Genomic DNA, 19,052 nt, shown 5'->3' on the forward strand with positions numbered 1-19,052 from the left:
TCAACCATGACATCAATGCAATTGGAATTGGAATCCCGGCTGGGCAGTCGCATTCTGAGCTGCCCCGTGAAGGGAAAATGGACTGGATTTCAACTCGTCGATGAGTTCGGCTCTGGCGAGCCTTACGCCGGACTGACTTACGTCGCAATCGATTCAGAAGGGCAAAAATACACGGACAACCTGGACTCCAACGGCATGGGTAGGATCAATGACCACCATGCGGGACCGGTTGCCCTGATCTTTGAGCAAAAATATCGAGGTCCCGAAGAGCTCTATTTAACGCTTCAAGGCAGGGATCACTACCCCTTGGAAATCACCGAACTCCAAGTCCGTGCCGAACAAACCCGTCACCTGAACAACAATGCCACCCGAACCCGAGAAAACCCTGCACAAGCCAGTGCGGACGATTTCTTTCAGGTGGAAGTACGTCATCTGGTCAAACACGCCGCTCACTTGCCTCCCGAGGTATATCGTCATTACCCGCTGCGCGGCGGCCCCGCACGACTGCTAGGCGAACATGGCAAATTCGGCGTGGCCTTGATGCCGGAAAAACATACGGTTTTGGAAGTGCGCCCGTTGCGAGCCCTGCGGCCCTTGTTATCACTGACTCCTGAATTCTGCGCGCTTAACCTGTATCAGTTGGCCCTCATGTCGACACTGAGCTATTGCCCCTTCGGCCAGAAACCCGACCAACCTCCGATAAACACGCCGATAAGCTTCACTCTCCAACCCAGCGTCGGCAACTGGTTCGCGGATGGCCTGGCCAAATCCGAGGAGCTCTGGAAGCTAGGCCCAGAGCAACCAGAACCCTGCTACTACCCGCTGTACGAAGATGTTCCCTACTCCAAACGCCTGGAGATCGTGCCGTTCGACATCGAACTCTATGCGGTGAACGACCCAAAACTGGGTGAAGAGCAGGAGCACCCTGCCAAGGTCCATTTTCTGGATGATCGTACGCTCGGCAAGGAAGCTACTGATACTCAAGCGTTCATTACCCACCATGACGAAGTGATCCTGATTGCCGTGCGCGGTACATCGGAAATGCTCGCTGACGGTTTGCGCGATGCCGATGCACTTCAAGTGCCATTTGAAGAGGGTGATGGCCAAGTACATCGCGGATTCTATGGCGCGGCCAAAAAAGCGGCGGCCTTTGTGACAAGTTATCTGGACCGGTTCCATACCGGGCAACAGCTATTGATTTGCGGTCATAGCCTGGGCGGTGCCGTAGCCCTGTTACTTTCTGAAATGCTGCGTCGCCGAGCAGGCTTTGACTACCGCATCCAGCTCTACACTTACGGCGCACCCCGTGCGGCTGATGCCACCTTCACAAAAAATGCCGAGCCCCTTGCGCACCACCGCATGGTCAACCACAACGACCCGATACCCAGCGTTCCCGGAAGCTGGATGAACACCCGGGCAGGCGTTTATGGCACAGGTGCAGCACTGACTTTCGTCAACGTACCGGTTGGACTTTCGGTGTTCGTGGCGGGCATCACCAACTGGACAGGCGAAAACTACGCGCACCACGGCACCTTGCGACATTTCCTACCGGTTGAATTCGGTCGCCAGGAAAAGTCCTCGATCCTATGGACCCCCAGTTGCGACACCATCACCCAGCAAGCCGCCTGCCAGGTGGCCTTACAGCACCGCCATGGTTTGCCGGATCGCCCGTCGTTACTGGCTCAACTGGTCCATACCGGCAATCACTTCATGGTCCCGGGCTACATTCCCGCGTGCTGGGCAACGCTGCGTCGCTGGCAGCAAGCGCAAGCAGCCGGAGACACATTGGTGACAAAGCGAGAATATGAATGGGTGGCCAACGCATTGGCACGGATTACCCAGCAACTGCGCAGCGAAACCCGTGCGATGGAACAGGGTGCTCCCAACGGGCGCAGCCACATTCCCATTAACGACGCACTTACCCACGAGATCGACAAACTACGCACCACGCACGCTCGCCTGGCGACTTTACGCACCGCCTCGGTCAGTGAAAGAGACGTGTACGGCAGCGTGTCGGAGCGCCCCGAACAGTTGGCGCAAAGTTTGACCCGTTGGCAGGCGCACCCGCAGAACCGGCGGATGGTGCAATGGGCACCTACACCGACCCGGGACGCCGAAGGTGATGGGCTCAGAAATGCCCATGGCTACTCCATTGGCAAACCCTATGCGCTGGATGTCGACTCCATGATCTGACTCGAAGCATCCCTCGACCTACAGGCCTTGAATGCTCCAAGGCCCAGTCGATTAAAGCAGATGCCCCATCTGCCTACAGCGCAAACGGCAGCATCACACGAACCGCCTGCCGCTGCGCCAACCGCTGCTGAAACTCCATCGGGTCGTGGATCAGCACATCCTGCCCGGCGAAGGATTCGGCGGCGATCAAGCGCGACAGCCAGAAGCGCACGCACGCCACGCGCAGCAGGGTCGGCCAGAGGTCGGCCTCGGCGGCGGTGAACGGTCGCAGTGCCGCGTAGGCGCCCAGCAAGGCTCGCGCCCGTGGGCCGTCGAGCACGCCGTCGTCGTCCGAACACCAGTCGTTCAGGGCAATGGCCACGTCATACAACATCGGCCCGGAACAGGCGTTGTAGAAGTCGATCAAGCCGGTCAGGTGGGTGCCTTCGAACATCGCATTATCGCGGAACAGGTCAGCGTGGATGTTGGCGCGAGGCAGCGCCAGGATGCCGACCTTTTGCTGAGCGATTTCTTCCAGCGCGGCTTCCAGCAACCGGCGGGCCTCGGCGTCGAGGTGCGACAGCAGTTTGGCGCCCTCTTCCTGCATCCAGTCCAGGCCGCGGTCGGTCTTGCGCTTGATCATGTTGTCACGGGTGGCCAGGTGCAGGTGCGCCAGCAATTCGCCGACCTGGGCGCAATGCTGGGCATTGGCCTGTTTGATGTGCTTACCCGCCAGGCGCGGTTGCAGCAGCGCCGGTTTGCCTGCCAGTTCCCGCAGCGCGACGCCGTCGGTGGTGCGCAAGGCGTACGGCACCGGCAGGTCGGCGTCGTGCAGCACGTCGAGCAGTTCGATGAAGAACGGCATTTCCTGCACCGGGCCGCGTTCAACCAGGGTCAGGACGAACTCGCCCCGCTCCAGGCTGATAAAGAAATTGGTGTTTTCGCTACCGGCGGCAATCCCCTGGAAATCAAGCAGGCGGCCGAGCCCATAAGGGGCGAGAAAGGTTTCCAGCTCGGGCCGGGCCAAGGGGGTAAACACAGACATGGTTAAAAACTGCTCAGTTCTGGCGCCGCGGTGCAGCGGCGCCGATTAAAGTTAGGCAACTACTTCCACTCGAAGATTTTCCAGGACGGAATCAACATGTCCGGCTGGTCCGAGCGGATGAAGTTTGCATCTGTCCCGTCGGCGCGCACCAGGAAATACGGCGGTGCGCCTTTGGGCGTAACCTTGATCGCGTACAGGAAACCGTTTTGGCGGTACTCCTGGATGACCTTGTCCCCTTCCGTGCGGATGGTAACTTCCGGCTCTGGCGTTGGGGCATCGTCCGCGGCCATGACGGCCAATGGAACGGTTGCAAACAAGCCAGCCAGTAACAGGCGATTGAGTGTGCGCATGATAACCTTGTCCCTTTGTCGTCAACGGTCCCGCTATTCTAGCCCCGGACCCGCCGAAAAGGTTGATCGTGCTCATGAGCCAAGCCCCCCTCGTCCTGGTGGACGGTTCTTCATATCTGTACCGCGCCTTCCACGCGCTGCCACCGCTGACCACCTCCAAAGGCCTGCCCACCGGTGCGGTCAAGGGCGTGCTGAACATGCTCAAGAGCCTGCGCAAGCAGTATCCGGACAGCCCGTTCGCCGTGGTGTTCGACGCCAAGGGCGGGACGTTTCGCGATGCGCTGTACGCCGAATACAAGGCCAACCGCCCGAGCATGCCCGACGACATGCGCGTGCAAATCGAGCCGCTGCATGCCAGCGTCAAGGCCCTGGGCTTCCCGCTGCTTTGCGTGGACAACGTCGAGGCCGATGACGTGATCGGTACCCTGGCCCGCAGCAGCGCGGCGGCCAATCGCCCGGTGGTGATCTCCACCGGCGACAAAGACATGGCGCAGTTGGTCGATGGGCACATTACCTTGGTCAATACGATGACCGGTAGCGCACTGGACGTGGCTGGCGTTAAGGAGAAATTTGGCGTCGCTCCGGAGCAGATCATCGATTACCTGGCGTTGATGGGCGATTCCTCCGACAACATCCCGGGCGTGCCGGGCATCGGCCCGAAAACCGCGTCCGGCCTGCTGGTGGGCGTCAACGGCGGCCTGACCGAGCTGTACGCACAACTGGACATCGTCGCCACCTTGCCGATCCGCGGCGCCAAGACCCTGCCCGCCAAGCTGGAAGAGCACAAGGAAATGGCGTTCCTGTCCTACGAGCTGGCAACCATCAAGACCGACGTGCCGTTGGACGTTGGCCTGGACGACCTGCAGATGGGCGAACCGGACCACGAGAAACTCGCCGAGCTCTACACCCTGCTGGAGTTCAAGAGCTGGTTCGAGGAAAACCAGCGGGACGCCAAGCGCGCTGGCCAGGAGATCGTCGAAGTCAGCGACGAACAGCCCGGCGCCGCCGAGGCCCAGTACGAGATCATTCTTGAACAGGCGCAGTTCGAGGCGTTGCTCGACAAGCTGAACAAGGCGCCGCTGTTCGCGTTCGTCACCGAAACCAACGGCAACGACGCCCAGCATTCGCAACTGGTCGGTTTGTCGTTCGCGGTGGCGCCGTTTGAAGCGGCCTACATTCCGTTGACCCATTCCTACATGGGCGTGCCCGAGCAGTTGGACCGCGACACCGTACTCAAGACCCTAAAGCCGCTGCTGGAAGACCCCAACAAGCTCAAGATCGGCCAGCACGCCAAGTTCGAAACCAACATCCTGGCGAACTGCGCCATCGGCGGGGACCAGAACAACGGCATCTTCGTCCAGGGTATCGCCTTCGACACCATGCTCGAATCCTACGTGTTGGATTCCACGGCGACTCGCCATGACATGGACAGCCTGGCGCTCAAGTACCTGGGCCAGAGCAAGACCGATTTCCAGGACATCGCGGGCAAGGGGGTCAAGCAACTGAGCTTCGACCAGATCGCCCTGGAACTGGCCGGCCCGTACGCCGCCGAAGGGGCCGACGTGACTTTGCGTCTGCACCAGGCCTTGCAGGAGAAACTCGCCGCCACGCCGAGCCTGGGCACGGTGTTGAATGACATCGAAATGCCGCTGATGCCGGTCCTGGCGCGCATCGAACGCCAGGGCGCGCTGGTGGATGCGAACCTGCTGGGTGTACAGAGCGTTGAGTTGGGCGAGAAGCTGGTGGCACTGGAGCGTGAGGCGTTTGCCATCGCCGGCGAGGAATTCAACCTCGGCTCGCCGAAGCAACTGGGCGTGATCCTGTACGAAAAACTCGGCTTGCCGGTGCTCAGCAAAACCGCCAAGGGCCAGGCGTCCACCGCCGAAGCCGTGCTCGCCGAACTGGCCGAGCAGGATTACCCGCTGCCCAAGGTGCTGATGCAGTACCGTTCGTTGAGCAAGCTCAAGAGCACCTACACCGACCGCCTGCCAGAGCAGATCAACAGCCGCACCGGGCGCGTGCACACCAACTATCAACAAGCCGTCGCGGCGACCGGGCGTTTGTCGTCCATCGACCCGAACCTGCAGAACATTCCGATCCGGACCGCCGAAGGCCGCCGGATTCGCCAGGCGTTCATCGCGCCCAAAGGCTACAAGCTGCTGGCAGCGGACTACTCGCAGATCGAACTGCGGATCATGGCGCACCTGGCCAAGGACGAAGGCCTGCTTCATGCGTTCCGCAACAATCTGGATGTGCACCGGGCCACGGCCGCCGAAGTATTCGGCGTCGAGCTGGAAGCCGTCAGCCATGACCAGCGTCGCAGCGCCAAGGCGATCAACTTCGGCTTGATCTACGGCATGAGCGCATTCGGCCTCGCCAAACAGATCGGCGTGGACCGCAAGCAATCCCAGGCCTACATCGACCGCTATTTCGCCCGCTACCCCGGGGTGTTGCAGTACATGGAGCGCACCCGCGCCCAGGCGGCCGAGCAGGGTTTCGTCGAAACCATTTTCGGCCGCCGGCTGTACCTGCCGGACATCAACGCGAAGAACCCGGCCCTGCGCAAAGGCGCCGAGCGCACGGCGATCAACGCGCCGATGCAAGGCACCGCCGCCGATATCATCAAGAAGGCCATGGTGGCCGTGGACCGCTGGTTGTCGAACTCAGGGCTGGACGCCCGGGTCATCCTGCAGGTGCACGATGAATTGGTGCTGGAAGTGCGCGAAGACCTGGTCGACCAGGTCAGCACTGAAATTCGCCAGCACATGAGCGCCGCCGCCACGCTGGATGTGCCGCTGCTGGTGGAAGTGGGCGTGGGTAATAACTGGGACGAGGCGCACTGATAGGTCTGCCGGTGGCGCTAGAACAGCCTGTGGCGAGGGAGCTTGCTCCCGCTGGGTGGCGCAGCCGCCCCCAACATTTTGTGAGCGCTTCGCGCTCAAGCGGGAGCAAGCTCCCTCGCCACAGAAAGCACTGCGCAACCGGCAAAAACGTTTAAGTTCGGAAAAGCCCTACGGTTATTTCCAAAAATAATCTGAACTAAACCCGTGAATTGCCACTCAGAGATTTTGAATGGCTGGTGAAGCCCTTCAATGCTCCTATGTTGTGTTAAGTGTTGGCAGATATCTGGACCCCGCCCTAGCGGTCCGGAACTTGGACCCCGAACTTCCCCCTCCCCATACGAAGTCCGGGGTTTTTTTTGCCTGCGATTTGGCTTATTCGGCCGCTTCGCTGCCCTTGTCCGCCAGTTCCATCCAGTCGGCCAGCACGGTATAGGCCTCTTCCAGGCCCATGCGCTTGGGCGCCGAGAACAGCTGGATGGTGACCGCGTCGCCCCAGCCTTTGCGGATTTCCGACTGCACCTTGAGCAAGGTGTTCTTGGCCGCGCCGTAGGTGAGCTTGTCCGCCTTGGTCAGCAGGATGTGCATCGGCATGCCGCTGGCCACGGCCCAGTCCAGCATTAGCAGGTCGAAGTCGGTCATCGGATGGCGGATGTCCATCATCAGAATCAAACCCTTCAGACTCTCGCGGCTGCCCAGGTAGGCTTCCAGGTGGCGCTGCCAGTGTTGCTTGAGCGGAATCGGCACCTTGGCGTAGCCGTAACCAGGCAGGTCGACCAAACGGCGTTCATCGTCTAGCTTGAAGAAGTTCAAGAGCTGCGTGCGACCTGGGGTTTTCGAGGTGCGTGCCAGGCTCGCATGGGTCAGGGTGTTCAGCGCGCTGGACTTGCCGGCGTTGGAACGCCCGGCAAAGGCCACTTCAAAGCCTTCGTCGTCAGGGCACTGGTCGACTTTGGCGGCGCTGAGCATGAAGGTGGACTGTTGGCACAGGCCAAGGATGGGGTTCTTCAGTTGCATGGGATTTCCGATGTGAGCGGCGTCGGGAATGGACGCGGCAAGCTGTGTCGTTTCCGTTTCAGTGACGCCAGTATATAATGCCGCAGATTTTGTGTGCGCTTTGTCCCAGCGTAGGATGAAGCTCACGGGAGCGATCGACCGAAATTGCGCACTAGAACGCAGCTCGCTCTCAACCCTGAAAAGGTCGTTTTATGACGAAATGGCTGCTAGCTGCCGGTGTCTTGATGCCGCTTTACAGCGCTCAGGCTACACAGGATCCGGAAGCTGTGTACAACCGTGTTTGTGGTGCCTGTCATTCCGGCCAACTCCCCACAGCGCCCCGCAAGGGCGACCAGGAAGCTTGGACGCCGAGGTTGGCGAAAGGTATGGAGACGCTGGTGCAACACGTGACCCAGGGTTTCAAGGCGATGCCGCCGCGTGGTTTGTGCATGGACTGCAGTGCCGAGGATTACCGAGCAATCATCCAGTGGATGAGCGAGTGATCCCGGTCCATAACTCTTTAACCCTTAGCCGTAGTTGGATTAGCTGATGAACAAACTGATCGTGAGTCTGCTGTTGACCTTGGGGATGACCGGTGTAGCCCACGCCGCTGGCGATGCCGCTGCCGGTCAGGCGAAAGCGGCGGTATGCGGGGCCTGCCATGGTCCAGATGGCAATAGCATGGCGCCCAACTTTCCGAAACTGGCGGGCCAGGGCGAGCGTTACCTGAACAAGCAACTGCACGACATCAAGTCCGGCAAGCGCACGGTGCTGGAGATGACCGGCTTGCTGACCAACCTGAGCGATCAGGACCTGGCGGACATCTCGGCCTACTTCGCCAGCCAGAAAGGCAGCGTCGGGGCAGCCGATCCAAAACTCGTGGCCCGTGGCGAGAAGCTGTTCCGCGGCGGCGACCTGGAAAAGGGCCTGCCAGCCTGCACCGGCTGCCATTCGCCTAACGGCGCCGGCAACGCCGCTGCCGGCTTCCCACACCTGGGTGGCCAGCATGCCCAGTACGTTGCCAAGCAGCTGACCGACTTCCGCAAGGAAGAAGCCGGCCGCGCCAACGACGGCGACGCGATGACCATGCGTACCATCGCTCGCAAGTTGAGCGACGAAGACATCGCCGCCGTCGCCAGCTACATCCAGGGCCTGCACTAAGGTCCTCGGGCGACGTTACGAGGGGCGTACACCGCTTGTAACGTTAACGCTCGATTAATCTGTCGATGCAAGCATCAAAAGGGTGGCTTTGGCCGCCCTTTTTTGTGGCCGCTGCCGTTACACTAGCGAAACTGAACCCGCCAAGGTCTGTCTGAGAAACACACCTCGCGAGGCCCCCTTATTGTCCAGGAGTAAAGCATGCGTAATCTGATCACCAGCGCCGCGCTCGTCGTCGCCAGCCTGTTCGGCATGGCAGCCCAAGCCACCGCCGACGAGGCGAAGGCCCCTTACGTTGAATTGACTAACCCGGTTCCGGTGTCAGCGCCTGGCAAGATCGAAGTGGTTGAGCTGTTCTGGTACGGCTGCCCGCATTGCTACGCATTCGAGCCAGTCATCAACCCATGGGTCGAGAAGCTGCCCAAGGACGTCAACTTCGTTCGCATTCCGGCCATGTTCGGCGGCCCATGGGACGCCCACGGCCAGATGTTCCTGACCCTTGAAGCCATGGGCGTCGAGCACCAGGTTCACGCGGCGGTCTTCAACGCGATCCAGAAAGAACACAAAAAACTCACCGACAAGAATGACATGGCCGACTTCCTGGCAACCCAGGGCGTAGACAAGGATAAATTCCTGGCGACCTTCGACTCCTTCGCCGTCAAGGGCCAGATCGTCAAAGCCAAGGAGCTGGCCAAGAAGTACGAGATCACCGGCGTACCGACCATGATCGTCAACGGCAAGTATCGCTTCGACATCGGCTCTGCCGGCGGTGCGGAACAAGCCTTGCAACTGGCCGACCAGTTGATCGCCAAGGAACGGGCGACGACCAAGGCAGTTGCCAACTAAGCGCGGCCCACGCCCATGGCCCGCTGGAGTACCGAACGCCTCGTTGGCCTGCATGAACCGCGGGTCAACGAACATCATGTCGCCTCCACGGGCCTGCCCGCCGACAGCCGCCTGCGACTGCTGAGCTTCAACATCCAGGTCGGCATCAGCACCGAGCGCTATCGGCATTACTTGACCCGCGGCTGGCAACATCTGCTGCCCCACACCGGGCGCGCCGGTAACCTGCAGAAAATCGGCGACCTGCTCAAGGATTTCGACCTGGTGGCCTTGCAAGAGGCCGATGGCGGCAGCTTGAGGTCCGGCTACGTCAACCAGGTGGAACACCTGGCGCAACTGGGTGCCTTCCCCTACTGGTACCAACAACTCAATCGCAACCTCGGACGTTTCGGCCAGCACAGCAATGGCGTGCTGAGTCGCCTGCGACCGTGGGCGATCGAAGACCATCCGCTGCCTGGCCCCAAAGGGCGCGGGGCGATCCTGGCGCGGTTCGGCGAAGGCCCGGAGGCGCTCATCGTGGTGATGATGCACCTGGCCCTCGGCGCACGTACCCGGACGATGCAACTGGCCTACATCCGCGAGCTGATCGGCGGTTACAAGCACCAGGTGCTGATGGGGGACATGAACACCCACGCCAGCGACCTGCTGCAAACCTCGCCCCTGCGCGATCTCGGCCTGCTTGCGCCGCAACTGCAAGCGACCTTTCCCAGTTGGCGCCCCCAGCGCTGCCTGGACCATATCCTGTTGAGCCCCACCCTGACCCTCGAACGCGTCGAGGTGCTGGCCCAACCCATTTCCGATCACCTGCCGGTCGCGGTCGAGATTCGTTTGCCGGGTTCGCTCACGGCCGACGCCTTCCCTGCGTTAAGTCCGGCCCCTCGCGGATCCGATGAATGAGCGACGACGCCGAACGCTGGAGAGAGAAGTACCTCAAGAGTCTCGAACAGCAGGAAAAGCTTGAGCGCCGCTGGGATGCCCGGCTCGACTTGCTGCGTCGCGGCCTGGTCCGCAGCACCTTGGCCGCCGAAGGCTCGGACCGGGCGGTCGACGAATGCATGAAGGAAATGCGTGAGGCGATCCGCACCGATGACATGGATGCGGCCCTTGCCACCCTGCTGCCGCGCCTGGAGAAAGCCGTACTCGACTCCGAACAGCGCCGCGAGACCCGGGTCGAGCAGATGAGCGCCGCACTGACGGCCCTGGTGGCGCAGTTGCAGACCCTGCCGCTGCCCAAGGACGTCAGCCGGCCCCTGAAGAAATTTTCCAAGCGACTGGACGACCGGGTCGGCCAGACCCGAGAGATCCCGCTGTTGCTGAGCGAGCTGAGCACCTTGCAAGGCCAGGCCCTGAGCGCGCTGGAACCCCCTGCCGAAGCCCATCGTCCCGGCCTGCTGCAGCGGCTGTTTGGCGGCCAGGGCCACGAGGATGCGCCGCAAGAGCCTGCCCAGGTCGACGCGGCACCCGTCGCGCAGGCCGCACCCACGCCGCAGCGCCGCGCGACCGATATAGCACCTGTCGAGCCGGATTCGGAACCGCAGCCCGCACCCACACCGACCTCGGAACCAGCGCCCTCGGCAGAGCCCGCGCCTGCCGCTCAAGTACGGCCTGAACCGGCAACCGTCGCTGCGCCGGAAGCTGACCCCGTGGCGCCTGCCGCGCCCCCTGTTCCGGCGCCAGCACCCGAAGAGGCGCAGCCGGCCAGCGAACCGGACGACACCACCGAGCCGGCCACCGTTGAACCGCCTACCCCGCAAGCGACGCCTGCAAACCCCGATGAGCTGCTGCCGCAGACGCCAGCGCCTCTTCCTGCGACAGAGCCAGAATCAGAGGCCAACGCCGCCGAGGCCGCTGTCGAGGCGGCCGATGCCCAATACGCCCTGCCCGACTCCCCGGAACCGTCCTACAGCTCGGTGGCCCGGCACATTGAAGACACCTTGCTGGGCCTGCTGGGTGACCTGACACTGCCCGAGCGGCACCGCCCGCAAGCCGAGGCAATGCGTGAGAAGCTGCAAAATGGTTTGAACTGGTACGAGTTACTGCCGATTCTCGACGATCTGGCGGTGCTCATGCTGGCGATCACCGACAGCGGCCAGCACGAATTCGAAGCCTACCTGCAGCGCCTCAACGATCGGCTGGAGGCGTTCCAGAACAGCTTGCTGGCCGCCAGCGAAGACCATGCGGAAAATCTCTCGGTCTCCCGGGACATGGACATCCAGATTCGCGAGCACGTCGATGGCCTGCAAAGCAGCGTCCAGCAGGCCGATGACCTGGAAAGCCTCAAGCAGGTGCTTGAGAACCACCTGGAAGGCCTGCTGGGGACGATGGACCAGCACCAAAAGCAACGCGAGCAGCGTGAACAGGAAGTCTCGGCGCGCCTGAAAAGCCTCGCCGAGCGCGTAGCGCTGATGGAACAGGATGCCCTGATCGTTCGCGAGAATCTGGAAGAGCAGCGGCTCAAGGCGCTGATCGATCCACTCACCGGGTTGCCCAACCGTGCAGCGTGGAGCGAGCGTCTTGAAAAGGAAGTGGCCGAGTGGCAACAGCACGGCAACAGCTTGTTGCTGGCCATGCTCGACCTCGACCACTTCAAGCGGATCAACGACAACTATGGCCACCTGGCCGGTGACCGGGTGCTGAAACTGATTGCCTCGGTTTTGCGCAAACGCCTGCGCAGCAGCGATTTCATCGCCCGTTTCGGCGGCGAGGAATTCGTCCTGTTGGTGCCCGACACGCCCCTGACAGCCGGGACCCAGTTGGCCGAGGCCCTGCGTGCTGCCATCGAAGCCTGCCCATTCCACTTCAAGGGCGAGCCTGTCACGGTGACGGTGTCCATGGGGCTGACGGCGTTCAAACCCGGAGAACACAGCGATTCTGTGCTTAAAAGAGCCGATCAAGCGCTGTACCGGGCGAAAAGCGCCGGACGTAACCGGGTGGAGCTGGGCTGAAGGCAATTGTTCCAATTTGTTTAATCTGCGGCCGGGCCCGGCTCATCGCGCAACGATACGTTACACTGTTGCATTAATTTCAACGTGTAACGTCTCCTGCCATGAAATTCGCTCCGTTCATCATTTCCCTGCTCCTCCTGGCCGGCTGCGCCAGCGGCCCTCGGCTCGACACCAGCCATCCATCGGTCAATCACGACAGCCGCATCCAATTCGTAGTGGTGCATTACACCTCGGCCTCCCTGGAACGCTCCCTGGCCCTGCTGACCCATGGCGAAGTCAGCGCCCACTACCTGGTCGGCGACGATAAGAACGCCACCGTCTATCAGTTGGTGGATGAAAACCGTCGGGCCTGGCATGCCGGGGAAAGCGAGTGGGAAGGCCGCACCTGGCTCAACTCCAGCTCCATCGGCATCGAAATCGTCAACCCCGGTTATGTCGACACCCCTACCGGTCGCCTGTGGTACCCCTACAGCGAAGCCCAGGTGCAGGCCTTGATCGTGTTGCTCAAGGACATCATCCAACGCAATGGCATCAACCCACGCGCCATCATCGGCCACAGCGACATCGCGCCCCTGCGCAAGCTGGATCCGGGCCCGCTGTTCCCTTGGAAGCGCCTGGCCCAGGCAGGCCTGGGCCTCTGGCCTGACGAACAGGCCGTCGCGCGCCAACAGGTCGTCTTCGCCGCACAACTGCCCAGCGCCAGCTGGTTCCAGGCCGAATTGGCGCGCCTGGGCTACCCGACGCCCCAGACCGGCGAATGGGACGTGGCCACTCACCACGTGCTGGCCGCGTTCCAGATGCACTACCGGCCGACCCGCTTCGATGGCGTGCCCGACGCGCAAAGCGCGGCGATCTTGCAGGTGCTCAACCAGACAAAATAATGACGCCCGTCTGACGAACAGGGCCAAATCCCAAACAGCAGCTATAACTCATTGGGACCTTTAGGATTACCCATGATGACGGCTGCCCGCGAAACCTTGCAGAGCTGGCTCCATCGCCCTCTTTTCTTGGCGACGATGGCGGCTGCCCTGAGTACGCTGCTGTTGCTGGCCGGAAGTCTGTTTGTGGTCGTTCAGCAGATCCAGCAGCGTGAAAGCGACCAGATGAACGCCCAGGGCGAGCGCTTCCTGCAACGGCTGGAACAACTTTTCGGGCAATTGCGTGAAGGCCTCGATGACCTGCAGAACCAGCCGCTGCGGGGCTGTAGCGATGACATGATCGCGACCTTGCGGCAGGTGAGCTTCAATTACCGCTTCGTTTATGAAGCGGTGTATGTCGACGGCGCCGGCGCGTGTTCGAACCGGCCTCTCCAGAGCGGATTGTCGGTAACCCGCCTGCCCGACCTGCGCGGTCCGACCTACAGCTACTGGCTCAACACCACCACCGAACCTGACGAAGACCGCGCGGCACTGATGCTGGGGCGCGGTAATTTTCGGGTGGCCACCTCTCGCGGGCATTTGACCGATGTGGTCGATCTGCCGCCGGGCGGAAGCCTGTTGGTGGTCCTGGATCACGGCAAGCGGGCCATTCCAGTGCTGGGCACCAACCAGCATTGGCCGCCCACGGAGCCCTGGCCGCCGAAAGGCCGCAACGCCTTGCAAGTGACGCAAACCCGGCTGATCTACCGAATGCCGACCGACAACCCGGAATACCAGTTGGTGCTGATCGCCCCGCGCAAGGGTTTCAACATGCCATCCAACGCCTGGTGGATGTTGCCTATCAGCCTGCTGCTAGGGCTGGGCATCGGCGTCCAGGTCTTGCTGCTGGCCCGCCAGCGACAGTCCATGGACGCCGAGCTGCACGGCGCAATACGGCGCGGTGAATTGCAGGTGTTGTACCAACCCATCTTCGACCTCAACAGCCGCAATTGCGTCGGCGCCGAAGCCCTGCTGCGCTGGCGCCGGCCGGATGGCACCCTGACCAGCCCGGACTTGTTTATCCCGATGGCCGAAGACACCGGGCAGATCCGCCAGATCACCGATTTCGTGCTGCAACGACTGTTCGATCAGCTGGGCCAGTTGCTGCGGGCCAATCCGCAGTTGTACATCTCGGTCAACCTGGCGGCCTGCGACGTGATGGTGCCGCGAATCGGCGAAGTGATCGCCCGCCTGCTGGCGCTGCACCGGGTCTCGGCCCGGCAGATTGCCTTCGAGGTGACTGAGCGCGGGTTGATCGATGTGCTGGTGGCCCGGGACAACCTGCAGTCGTTACGCGACAACGGGCATCAAGTGCTGATCGACGACTTCGGCACCGGCTATTGCAGCCTGGCGTACCTGCAAACCTTGCCGGTGGATTGCTTGAAAATCGACAAAGCCTTCATCGATGCCTTGGGCCACGATGCCGCCAGCAGCGGTGTCGCCCCGCACATCATCCGCATGGCCCACGCGTTGCAGCTCAAGGTGATCGCCGAAGGCATCGAGCACGAAGCCCAAGCCTCGTACTTGAGCAGCGAGGGCGTGAAGTTCGGTCAGGGTTGGCTGTTTGCCCATGCACTCAGTGCGGTGCAGTTGATCGAGCTGATTACCCGCGGGCGACGCTTGCTCGGCCGGCGCCTGGACGACGAAGCCTGAAGCCCGTCAGACCGTCAACGCCATGTAGAACTGCGTGCCTTGGCCGGGTCTGGAGTAAACGCCCATGCGACCGCCGTGGAGCTGAACGATTTCCTTGCACAACGCCAGGCCGAGGCCGGCACCGCCCTTCTTGCGTCCGACCTGGACGAAAGGTTCGAAGATCCGTCCCTGCTGGCCGTAGGCAATGCCTTCACCGTTGTCTTCGACACTGATGATCACCCGCTCGCCGTGACGGCGGGCCTGCAAGCGAATCTGGCCATGGTCGCCGGTGTGACGCATGGCATTGTCGATCAGGTTATCCAGCACCCGGTCCAACTGCGCGGCGTCGGCATGCAGGCGTGGCAGCGGGCCCTGGATCGCCACGAGCAATTCGATGCCCTTGGCACTGGCCTGCTCGGCGAACCGCAGCCGGGCCGCTTCCAGCAGCTCTTCGATGGAACACGGCGCCAGCGTCAGCTTTTGCAGGCCGTTCTGGTAGCGGGAGAAATTCAGCAGGTCATTGATGAGCTGCATCAGCCGCTGCATTTCTTCGGTGACCGTGTCGAGCAGGTCGGCCTCGCGCGACTCCGCAGGGAAATGCAGACGCTCCTGCAACAGGCCGAAGGCCATGTGCATGCCGGTCACCGGCGTGCGCAGTTCATGGGAAGCGCGCAACACGAATTCGCTACGGACCCGCTCGAAGGCGCGTTGCTCGGTGACGTCGTGCAGCACCATCACCGCGCCGAGGATATGGCCTTGGGTATGGCTCACCGGCGTGAGACTGTAGGTCAGTACCCGCGACTCGCCGTCCACTTCGATGCTCAGGTCCTCGGGCGCACGCTCCAATGTCCCGCCACGCAGCACCAGTTGCAGCTCGTCATCCAGGTCCGGGCGACCCAATGCTTCGCCCAGGCCCTGGCCCAGGCGCTCCTCATCCCAGCCCAGTTGCCGCTGGGCGACCGGGTTGAGGTGCTCCAGGCGACCTTGCCGGTCGATCATCAGCAGGCCGTCATCGATGCTGTCGAGCACCGCTTGCAGGCGCTGCTGGCCGGCGAGCAACTCATCGACATTGGTGGCCTGGTGTTCGCGCAACGCCTGAGCCATGACGCCGAAGCGCCGTGTCAGCAGGTTGACCTCGGCGGCGGAAGACGTCGGCAGCGTCACTTCGAAATTGCCCTGGCCGATATCATCCGCGGCCGCGGCCAGCGCCTCGATGGGCGCTCCGAGACGCCGGGCGATGCCGTGGGCGGTGACGAAGCCGATGATCAACACCGCCAGCCCCACCAGCCCCAGCAGCCCGGAGATCAACAATGCCCGCTCGCGGGCACGCGTCTGGGTTTCACTGATGTTGTTCAGGGCCTGCCGATAACTCTCGATCAGGCCGTTGCGCAGCACGTTGAATTTGTCGGTGAGTTCCTGAATGGCGGAAAGCGGGTTCGGTTGCTGGCGAGAGGCGGTAAACGCCTCGTAGAAGTCGAGGTAGTCGGCCTTGGCCTTGCTGAAGTTGTCCGGCACCTCGTCCAGGCTCCGCTCGTGGGCGATGCCCTCGTCGATCAACGCCAGGTACTGTTTCTTGGACACCTCCAGGGCGGCCAGGTCGGGCTTGTCGTCGAGCATGATCATCAACTGGTCGCCCAGGGTCTGGCGCAGCTTGAGCCCCAGGTCCAGCAGGATGAAGTTGTTGCGTACCGATTGCTCCTGGGTATGGGCCATCTGCATCACGCTGACCAGGCCCAGCACCAACCCCAGCAGCGCCACCGTAATGAGCGCCGAGATGCTGAGGAACAGCCGTGTACGCAGCTTCATCGCCAGTTTCATAGGGTGTCGCTCACAGGTTGTACTGCTTGCGTTTGCGGTACAGCGTGGAGGCGTCGATACCCAGGGTCTTAGCGGCTTGGTCCAGGGTGTCGGCGGTGGCCAGCACCGCACCGATGTGCGCCTTTTCCAATTCATCGAGGCTGAGCGGCGCGCCGATGCGAGGGGCATTGTTGACTGGTTGCTCGGCCATGCCCAGGTGGCTGATTTCGACTTTTTCCTGTGGGCAGATGATGCTGGCGCGCTCGACCACGTTGCGCAGTTCGCGGATGTTGCCAGGCCAGCGATAGCCAAGCAGCGCTTCGCGGGCTTCGTCGCTGAAGCCCCGGGCCGGGCGTGCATATTCCTTGACGAAGCGCGCCAGGAAGCGATCGGCGAGGGTCAGGATGTCTTCGGCGCGCTCGCGCAGCGGCGGCAGGTGCAAGGTAATGACGTTCAGGCGATAGAGCAGGTCTTCGCGGAAACGCCCGTCGCGCACCATGTCTTCAAGGTTCAGGTTGGTGGCCGCCAGAATCCGCACATCGGCGCGACGGGTCACCGGATCGCCAACCCGTTCGTATTCCTTATCCTGGATGAAGCGCAACAACTTGGGTTGCAATGTCAGGGGAAAATCGCCGATCTCGTCGAGAAACAGCGTACCACCGTCCGCCTGGTTGACTCGTCCCAGGGTGCTTTCGCTGGCCCCGGTGAACGCCCCACGGCTGTGGCCGAACAACTCGCTTTCCATCAACTCGGCGGTCAGGGACGGGCAGTTGATGGTGACGCAGGATTTCTTCGCGCGCTTGCTCCAACCGTGGATCGCCCGGGCCAGCTCGCCTTTACCGGTGCCGGATTCACCGAGAATCAGGATGTTGGCGTCGGTGCTGGCCACCTGGCGAGCGGTCTCCAGCACCACCTTCATCGCCGGGCTATGGGAGTCGAGGCCGTCCTTGGGCTTGCGCACCTCCCCTTCGAGGGCTTCAAGGCGGGCCGACAACTGGCGCACTTCCAACTGCTTGGCGGTCGCCAGGCGCAATTGGTCCGGGCTGCAGGGCTTGACCAGATAATCGGCGGCCCCGGCCTGAATCGCGTCCACGGCCGTGTCGACCGCCGAGTGGGCCGTGACGATCACCACCCGCATCCACGGTGCCTGGATACGCATCTGGGCCAACACATCCAGACCGTTGTCTTCCCCCAGGCGCAGGTCGAGGAAGCACAGGTCGAACACCTGGCGTTGCAGCAGCGCATCGGCCTGGGCCGCACTGTTGGCGGTGGCGACGGTGTAGCCCTCGTCTTCCAGGCAATAACGGAAGGTACGCAGGATGGCAGACTCGTCGTCTACCAGCAGAATGCGGCCTTGGTGCTCAGTGGCGGATTCCATTTTTCCTACGCTCCTTAATGAATGATGATGGTTAGTGTCAGAAAAATCGGGCAAGTTGCATGGTCGTTTCCGAGGGAATATTACCCACCGAGAGGGACCCTGTGGACGTCAGTTGGCTAAAAGATTGATTTGAGTCCGTTTTTTTCCGTTTCGCCGGTTTCGAGGGGCTCGGCTCGCTCATTCCGACAGCGGTTTGCGACGGGCAATTCAAAAAGAATCTAACGCCTCCCCTCTTCCGTTCGTGCAATACGCACGACTCCCGCCGGGGCCATCGTGCAGGATGCGCCTCTAGCCTCTTTTCTACATTTCATAACTTATTGATTTTAAACGATTTTATTCGTTTAAAAATTCTGGCATGACGTCTGCAATATCTCGAACAACATGGCGTTCCAGCGCCGTAACCCGATCACGACACCCGGCTGGGAGGAATTTCAGGATGAATCGTCAAAGTGCCGCCTCGTTTCGCATGACTTCCCTGCATATCCAACAGGGCTTGTGGGCCGCGCTGGCGCTGCTGATCACGCTCGTCGTCGGTCAGCAGTGGATGCTTTGGCAAGAAAGCCAACAGCCCGAAACGCCGCATGTGTCGATTCAACGTGCTCCCCAAACCCATTTCAGCGCCGTCAGCAGCACGAGCATGAAAGAAGCAGCCGCTTCGATGCGCATGATGGACGTCGACCAGGCCCAGCCTGTGGCCGACCTGCCCCGTCAGGAGCGCTGGGTGTTTTAACCCCGATGGACCGGTCGTCTGTCGCACCGGAACCATCAACCGCCAGACCCTAACTAAATAGAAAAGTGTAAGGAGAATCACCATGTTGAGCTGGGCAATTACCTTCCTGATCATTGCCATCATCGCCGCCGTACTGGGCTTCGGTGGTATCGCAGGCACCGCCACGGGCATCGCCAAGATTCTCTTTGTCGTATTCCTGGTGATGTTCATCGCTTCCTTCTTCTTTGGCCGTCGCGGCCGAGGCTGACC

General features: G+C 61.7%; 16 protein-coding genes. 11 read left to right on the forward strand and 5 right to left on the reverse strand.

Annotated elements, in window-relative coordinates; translation table 11 throughout:
- Positions 1–6: 6 nt before the first annotated feature.
- Positions 7–2,193: a lipase gene (locus VM99_27215; protein AKK01537.1), complete on the forward strand. Its 2,187-nt coding sequence runs from the start codon at positions 7–9 to the stop codon at positions 2,191–2,193.
- A gap of 73 nt (positions 2,194–2,266) precedes the next feature.
- Here VM99_27215 and VM99_27220 read toward each other — a convergent pair whose 3' ends face one another.
- Entirely contained in the window at positions 2,267–3,217 is a 951-nt protein-coding gene (locus tag VM99_27220; GenBank protein ID AKK01538.1) for a serine kinase, read from the reverse strand.
- 59 nt (positions 3,218–3,276) lie between these two features.
- Entirely contained in the window at positions 3,277–3,567 is a 291-nt protein-coding gene (locus VM99_27225) for a hypothetical protein (protein AKK01539.1), read from the reverse strand.
- Positions 3,568–3,641: 74 nt separating this feature from the next.
- On the opposite strand from VM99_27225, the gene VM99_27230 reads away from it, so the two are divergent.
- Positions 3,642–6,410 carry a DNA polymerase I gene (locus VM99_27230; GenBank protein AKK01540.1) on the forward strand — a complete coding sequence of 923 codons (2,769 nt, stop codon included), beginning with the start codon at positions 3,642–3,644 and terminating at the stop codon, positions 6,408–6,410.
- Between the two features lie 372 nt (positions 6,411–6,782).
- Here VM99_27230 and VM99_27235 read toward each other — a convergent pair whose 3' ends face one another.
- Positions 6,783–7,424, reverse strand: a complete 642-nt coding sequence (locus VM99_27235; GenBank protein ID AKK01541.1) for a GTP-binding protein — start codon at positions 7,422–7,424, stop codon at positions 6,783–6,785.
- A 191-nt stretch (positions 7,425–7,615) separates the two neighbouring features.
- On the opposite strand from VM99_27235, the gene VM99_27240 reads away from it, so the two are divergent.
- The 7 genes from VM99_27240 to VM99_27270 all read left to right on the forward strand — a co-directional run bounded on the left by VM99_27240 (position 7,616) and on the right by VM99_27270 (position 14,919).
- On the forward strand, positions 7,616–7,906 hold the full coding sequence (locus VM99_27240) for a cytochrome (GenBank protein ID AKK01542.1): 291 nt from the start codon (positions 7,616–7,618) through the stop codon (positions 7,904–7,906).
- Positions 7,907–7,952: 46 nt separating this feature from the next.
- The gene (locus tag VM99_27245; protein ID AKK01543.1) at positions 7,953–8,564 is read left to right on the forward strand and encodes a cytochrome C; all 612 of its coding nucleotides are present in this window, start codon (positions 7,953–7,955) and stop codon (positions 8,562–8,564) included.
- A 198-nt stretch (positions 8,565–8,762) separates the two neighbouring features.
- Positions 8,763–9,407 carry a thiol:disulfide interchange protein gene (locus VM99_27250; GenBank protein AKK01544.1) on the forward strand — a complete coding sequence of 215 codons (645 nt, stop codon included), beginning with the start codon at positions 8,763–8,765 and terminating at the stop codon, positions 9,405–9,407.
- 15 nt (positions 9,408–9,422) lie between these two features.
- Entirely contained in the window at positions 9,423–10,301 is an 879-nt protein-coding gene (locus VM99_27255; protein ID AKK01545.1) for an endonuclease, read from the forward strand.
- Positions 10,298–12,349, forward strand: coding sequence for a DeoR faimly transcriptional regulator (locus tag VM99_27260; GenBank protein AKK01546.1), 2,052 nt, complete (start codon positions 10,298–10,300; stop codon positions 12,347–12,349). The genes VM99_27255 and VM99_27260 overlap by 4 nt, the downstream gene beginning before the upstream one ends.
- 101 nt (positions 12,350–12,450) lie before the next feature.
- On the forward strand, positions 12,451–13,230 hold the full coding sequence (locus tag VM99_27265) for an N-acetylmuramoyl-L-alanine amidase (GenBank protein ID AKK01547.1): 780 nt from the start codon (positions 12,451–12,453) through the stop codon (positions 13,228–13,230).
- Between the two features lie 75 nt (positions 13,231–13,305).
- Positions 13,306–14,919, forward strand: a complete 1,614-nt coding sequence (locus tag VM99_27270) for a diguanylate phosphodiesterase (GenBank protein ID AKK01891.1) — start codon at positions 13,306–13,308, stop codon at positions 14,917–14,919.
- Positions 14,920–14,925: 6 nt separating this feature from the next.
- Here the strand turns inward: VM99_27270 and VM99_27275 are convergent, their stop codons facing one another.
- Positions 14,926–16,716 carry a histidine kinase gene (locus VM99_27275; GenBank protein AKK01548.1) on the reverse strand — a complete coding sequence of 597 codons (1,791 nt, stop codon included), beginning with the start codon at positions 16,714–16,716 and terminating at the stop codon, positions 14,926–14,928.
- Between the two features lie 10 nt (positions 16,717–16,726).
- Positions 16,727–18,073 carry a chemotaxis protein CheY gene (locus VM99_27280; GenBank protein ID AKK01549.1) on the reverse strand — a complete coding sequence of 449 codons (1,347 nt, stop codon included), beginning with the start codon at positions 18,071–18,073 and terminating at the stop codon, positions 16,727–16,729.
- A gap of 436 nt (positions 18,074–18,509) precedes the next feature.
- Between VM99_27280 and VM99_27285 the strand changes: the two genes are divergently transcribed.
- Entirely contained in the window at positions 18,510–18,803 is a 294-nt protein-coding gene (locus VM99_27285) for a hypothetical protein (GenBank protein AKK01550.1), read from the forward strand.
- Positions 18,804–18,885: 82 nt separating this feature from the next.
- A complete protein-coding gene (locus tag VM99_27290; protein AKK01551.1) occupies positions 18,886–19,050 on the forward strand; it encodes a membrane protein in 165 nt (54 codons plus the stop codon).
- The last annotated feature ends 2 nt before the right edge of the window (positions 19,051–19,052 follow it).

The sequence above is a fragment of the Pseudomonas chlororaphis genome (assembly GCA_001023535.1).
Lineage (GTDB): Bacteria > Pseudomonadota > Gammaproteobacteria > Pseudomonadales > Pseudomonadaceae > Aquipseudomonas > Aquipseudomonas chlororaphis_E.

Bases quoted from the DNA above. Each gene is read 5' to 3' on its own strand.
- VM99_27215 (AKK01537.1), top strand. From the start codon at position 7: ATGACATCAATGCAATTGGAATTGGAATCCCGGCTGGGCAGTCGCATT.
- VM99_27220 (AKK01538.1), bottom strand. From the start codon at position 3,217: ATGTCTGTGTTTACCCCCTTGGCCCGGCCCGAGCTGGAAACCTTTCTC.
- VM99_27225 (AKK01539.1), bottom strand. From the start codon at position 3,567: ATGCGCACACTCAATCGCCTGTTACTGGCTGGCTTGTTTGCAACCGTT.
- VM99_27230 (AKK01540.1), top strand. From the start codon at position 3,642: ATGAGCCAAGCCCCCCTCGTCCTGGTGGACGGTTCTTCATATCTGTAC.
- VM99_27235 (AKK01541.1), bottom strand. From the start codon at position 7,424: ATGCAACTGAAGAACCCCATCCTTGGCCTGTGCCAACAGTCCACCTTC.
- VM99_27240 (AKK01542.1), top strand. From the start codon at position 7,616: ATGACGAAATGGCTGCTAGCTGCCGGTGTCTTGATGCCGCTTTACAGC.
- VM99_27245 (AKK01543.1), top strand. From the start codon at position 7,953: ATGAACAAACTGATCGTGAGTCTGCTGTTGACCTTGGGGATGACCGGT.
- VM99_27250 (AKK01544.1), top strand. From the start codon at position 8,763: ATGCGTAATCTGATCACCAGCGCCGCGCTCGTCGTCGCCAGCCTGTTC.
- VM99_27255 (AKK01545.1), top strand. From the start codon at position 9,423: ATGGCCCGCTGGAGTACCGAACGCCTCGTTGGCCTGCATGAACCGCGG.
- VM99_27260 (AKK01546.1), top strand. From the start codon at position 10,298: ATGAGCGACGACGCCGAACGCTGGAGAGAGAAGTACCTCAAGAGTCTC.
- VM99_27265 (AKK01547.1), top strand. From the start codon at position 12,451: ATGAAATTCGCTCCGTTCATCATTTCCCTGCTCCTCCTGGCCGGCTGC.
- VM99_27270 (AKK01891.1), top strand. From the start codon at position 13,306: ATGACGGCTGCCCGCGAAACCTTGCAGAGCTGGCTCCATCGCCCTCTT.
- VM99_27275 (AKK01548.1), bottom strand. From the start codon at position 16,716: ATGAAACTGGCGATGAAGCTGCGTACACGGCTGTTCCTCAGCATCTCG.
- VM99_27280 (AKK01549.1), bottom strand. From the start codon at position 18,073: ATGGAATCCGCCACTGAGCACCAAGGCCGCATTCTGCTGGTAGACGAC.
- VM99_27285 (AKK01550.1), top strand. From the start codon at position 18,510: ATGAATCGTCAAAGTGCCGCCTCGTTTCGCATGACTTCCCTGCATATC.
- VM99_27290 (AKK01551.1), top strand. From the start codon at position 18,886: ATGTTGAGCTGGGCAATTACCTTCCTGATCATTGCCATCATCGCCGCC.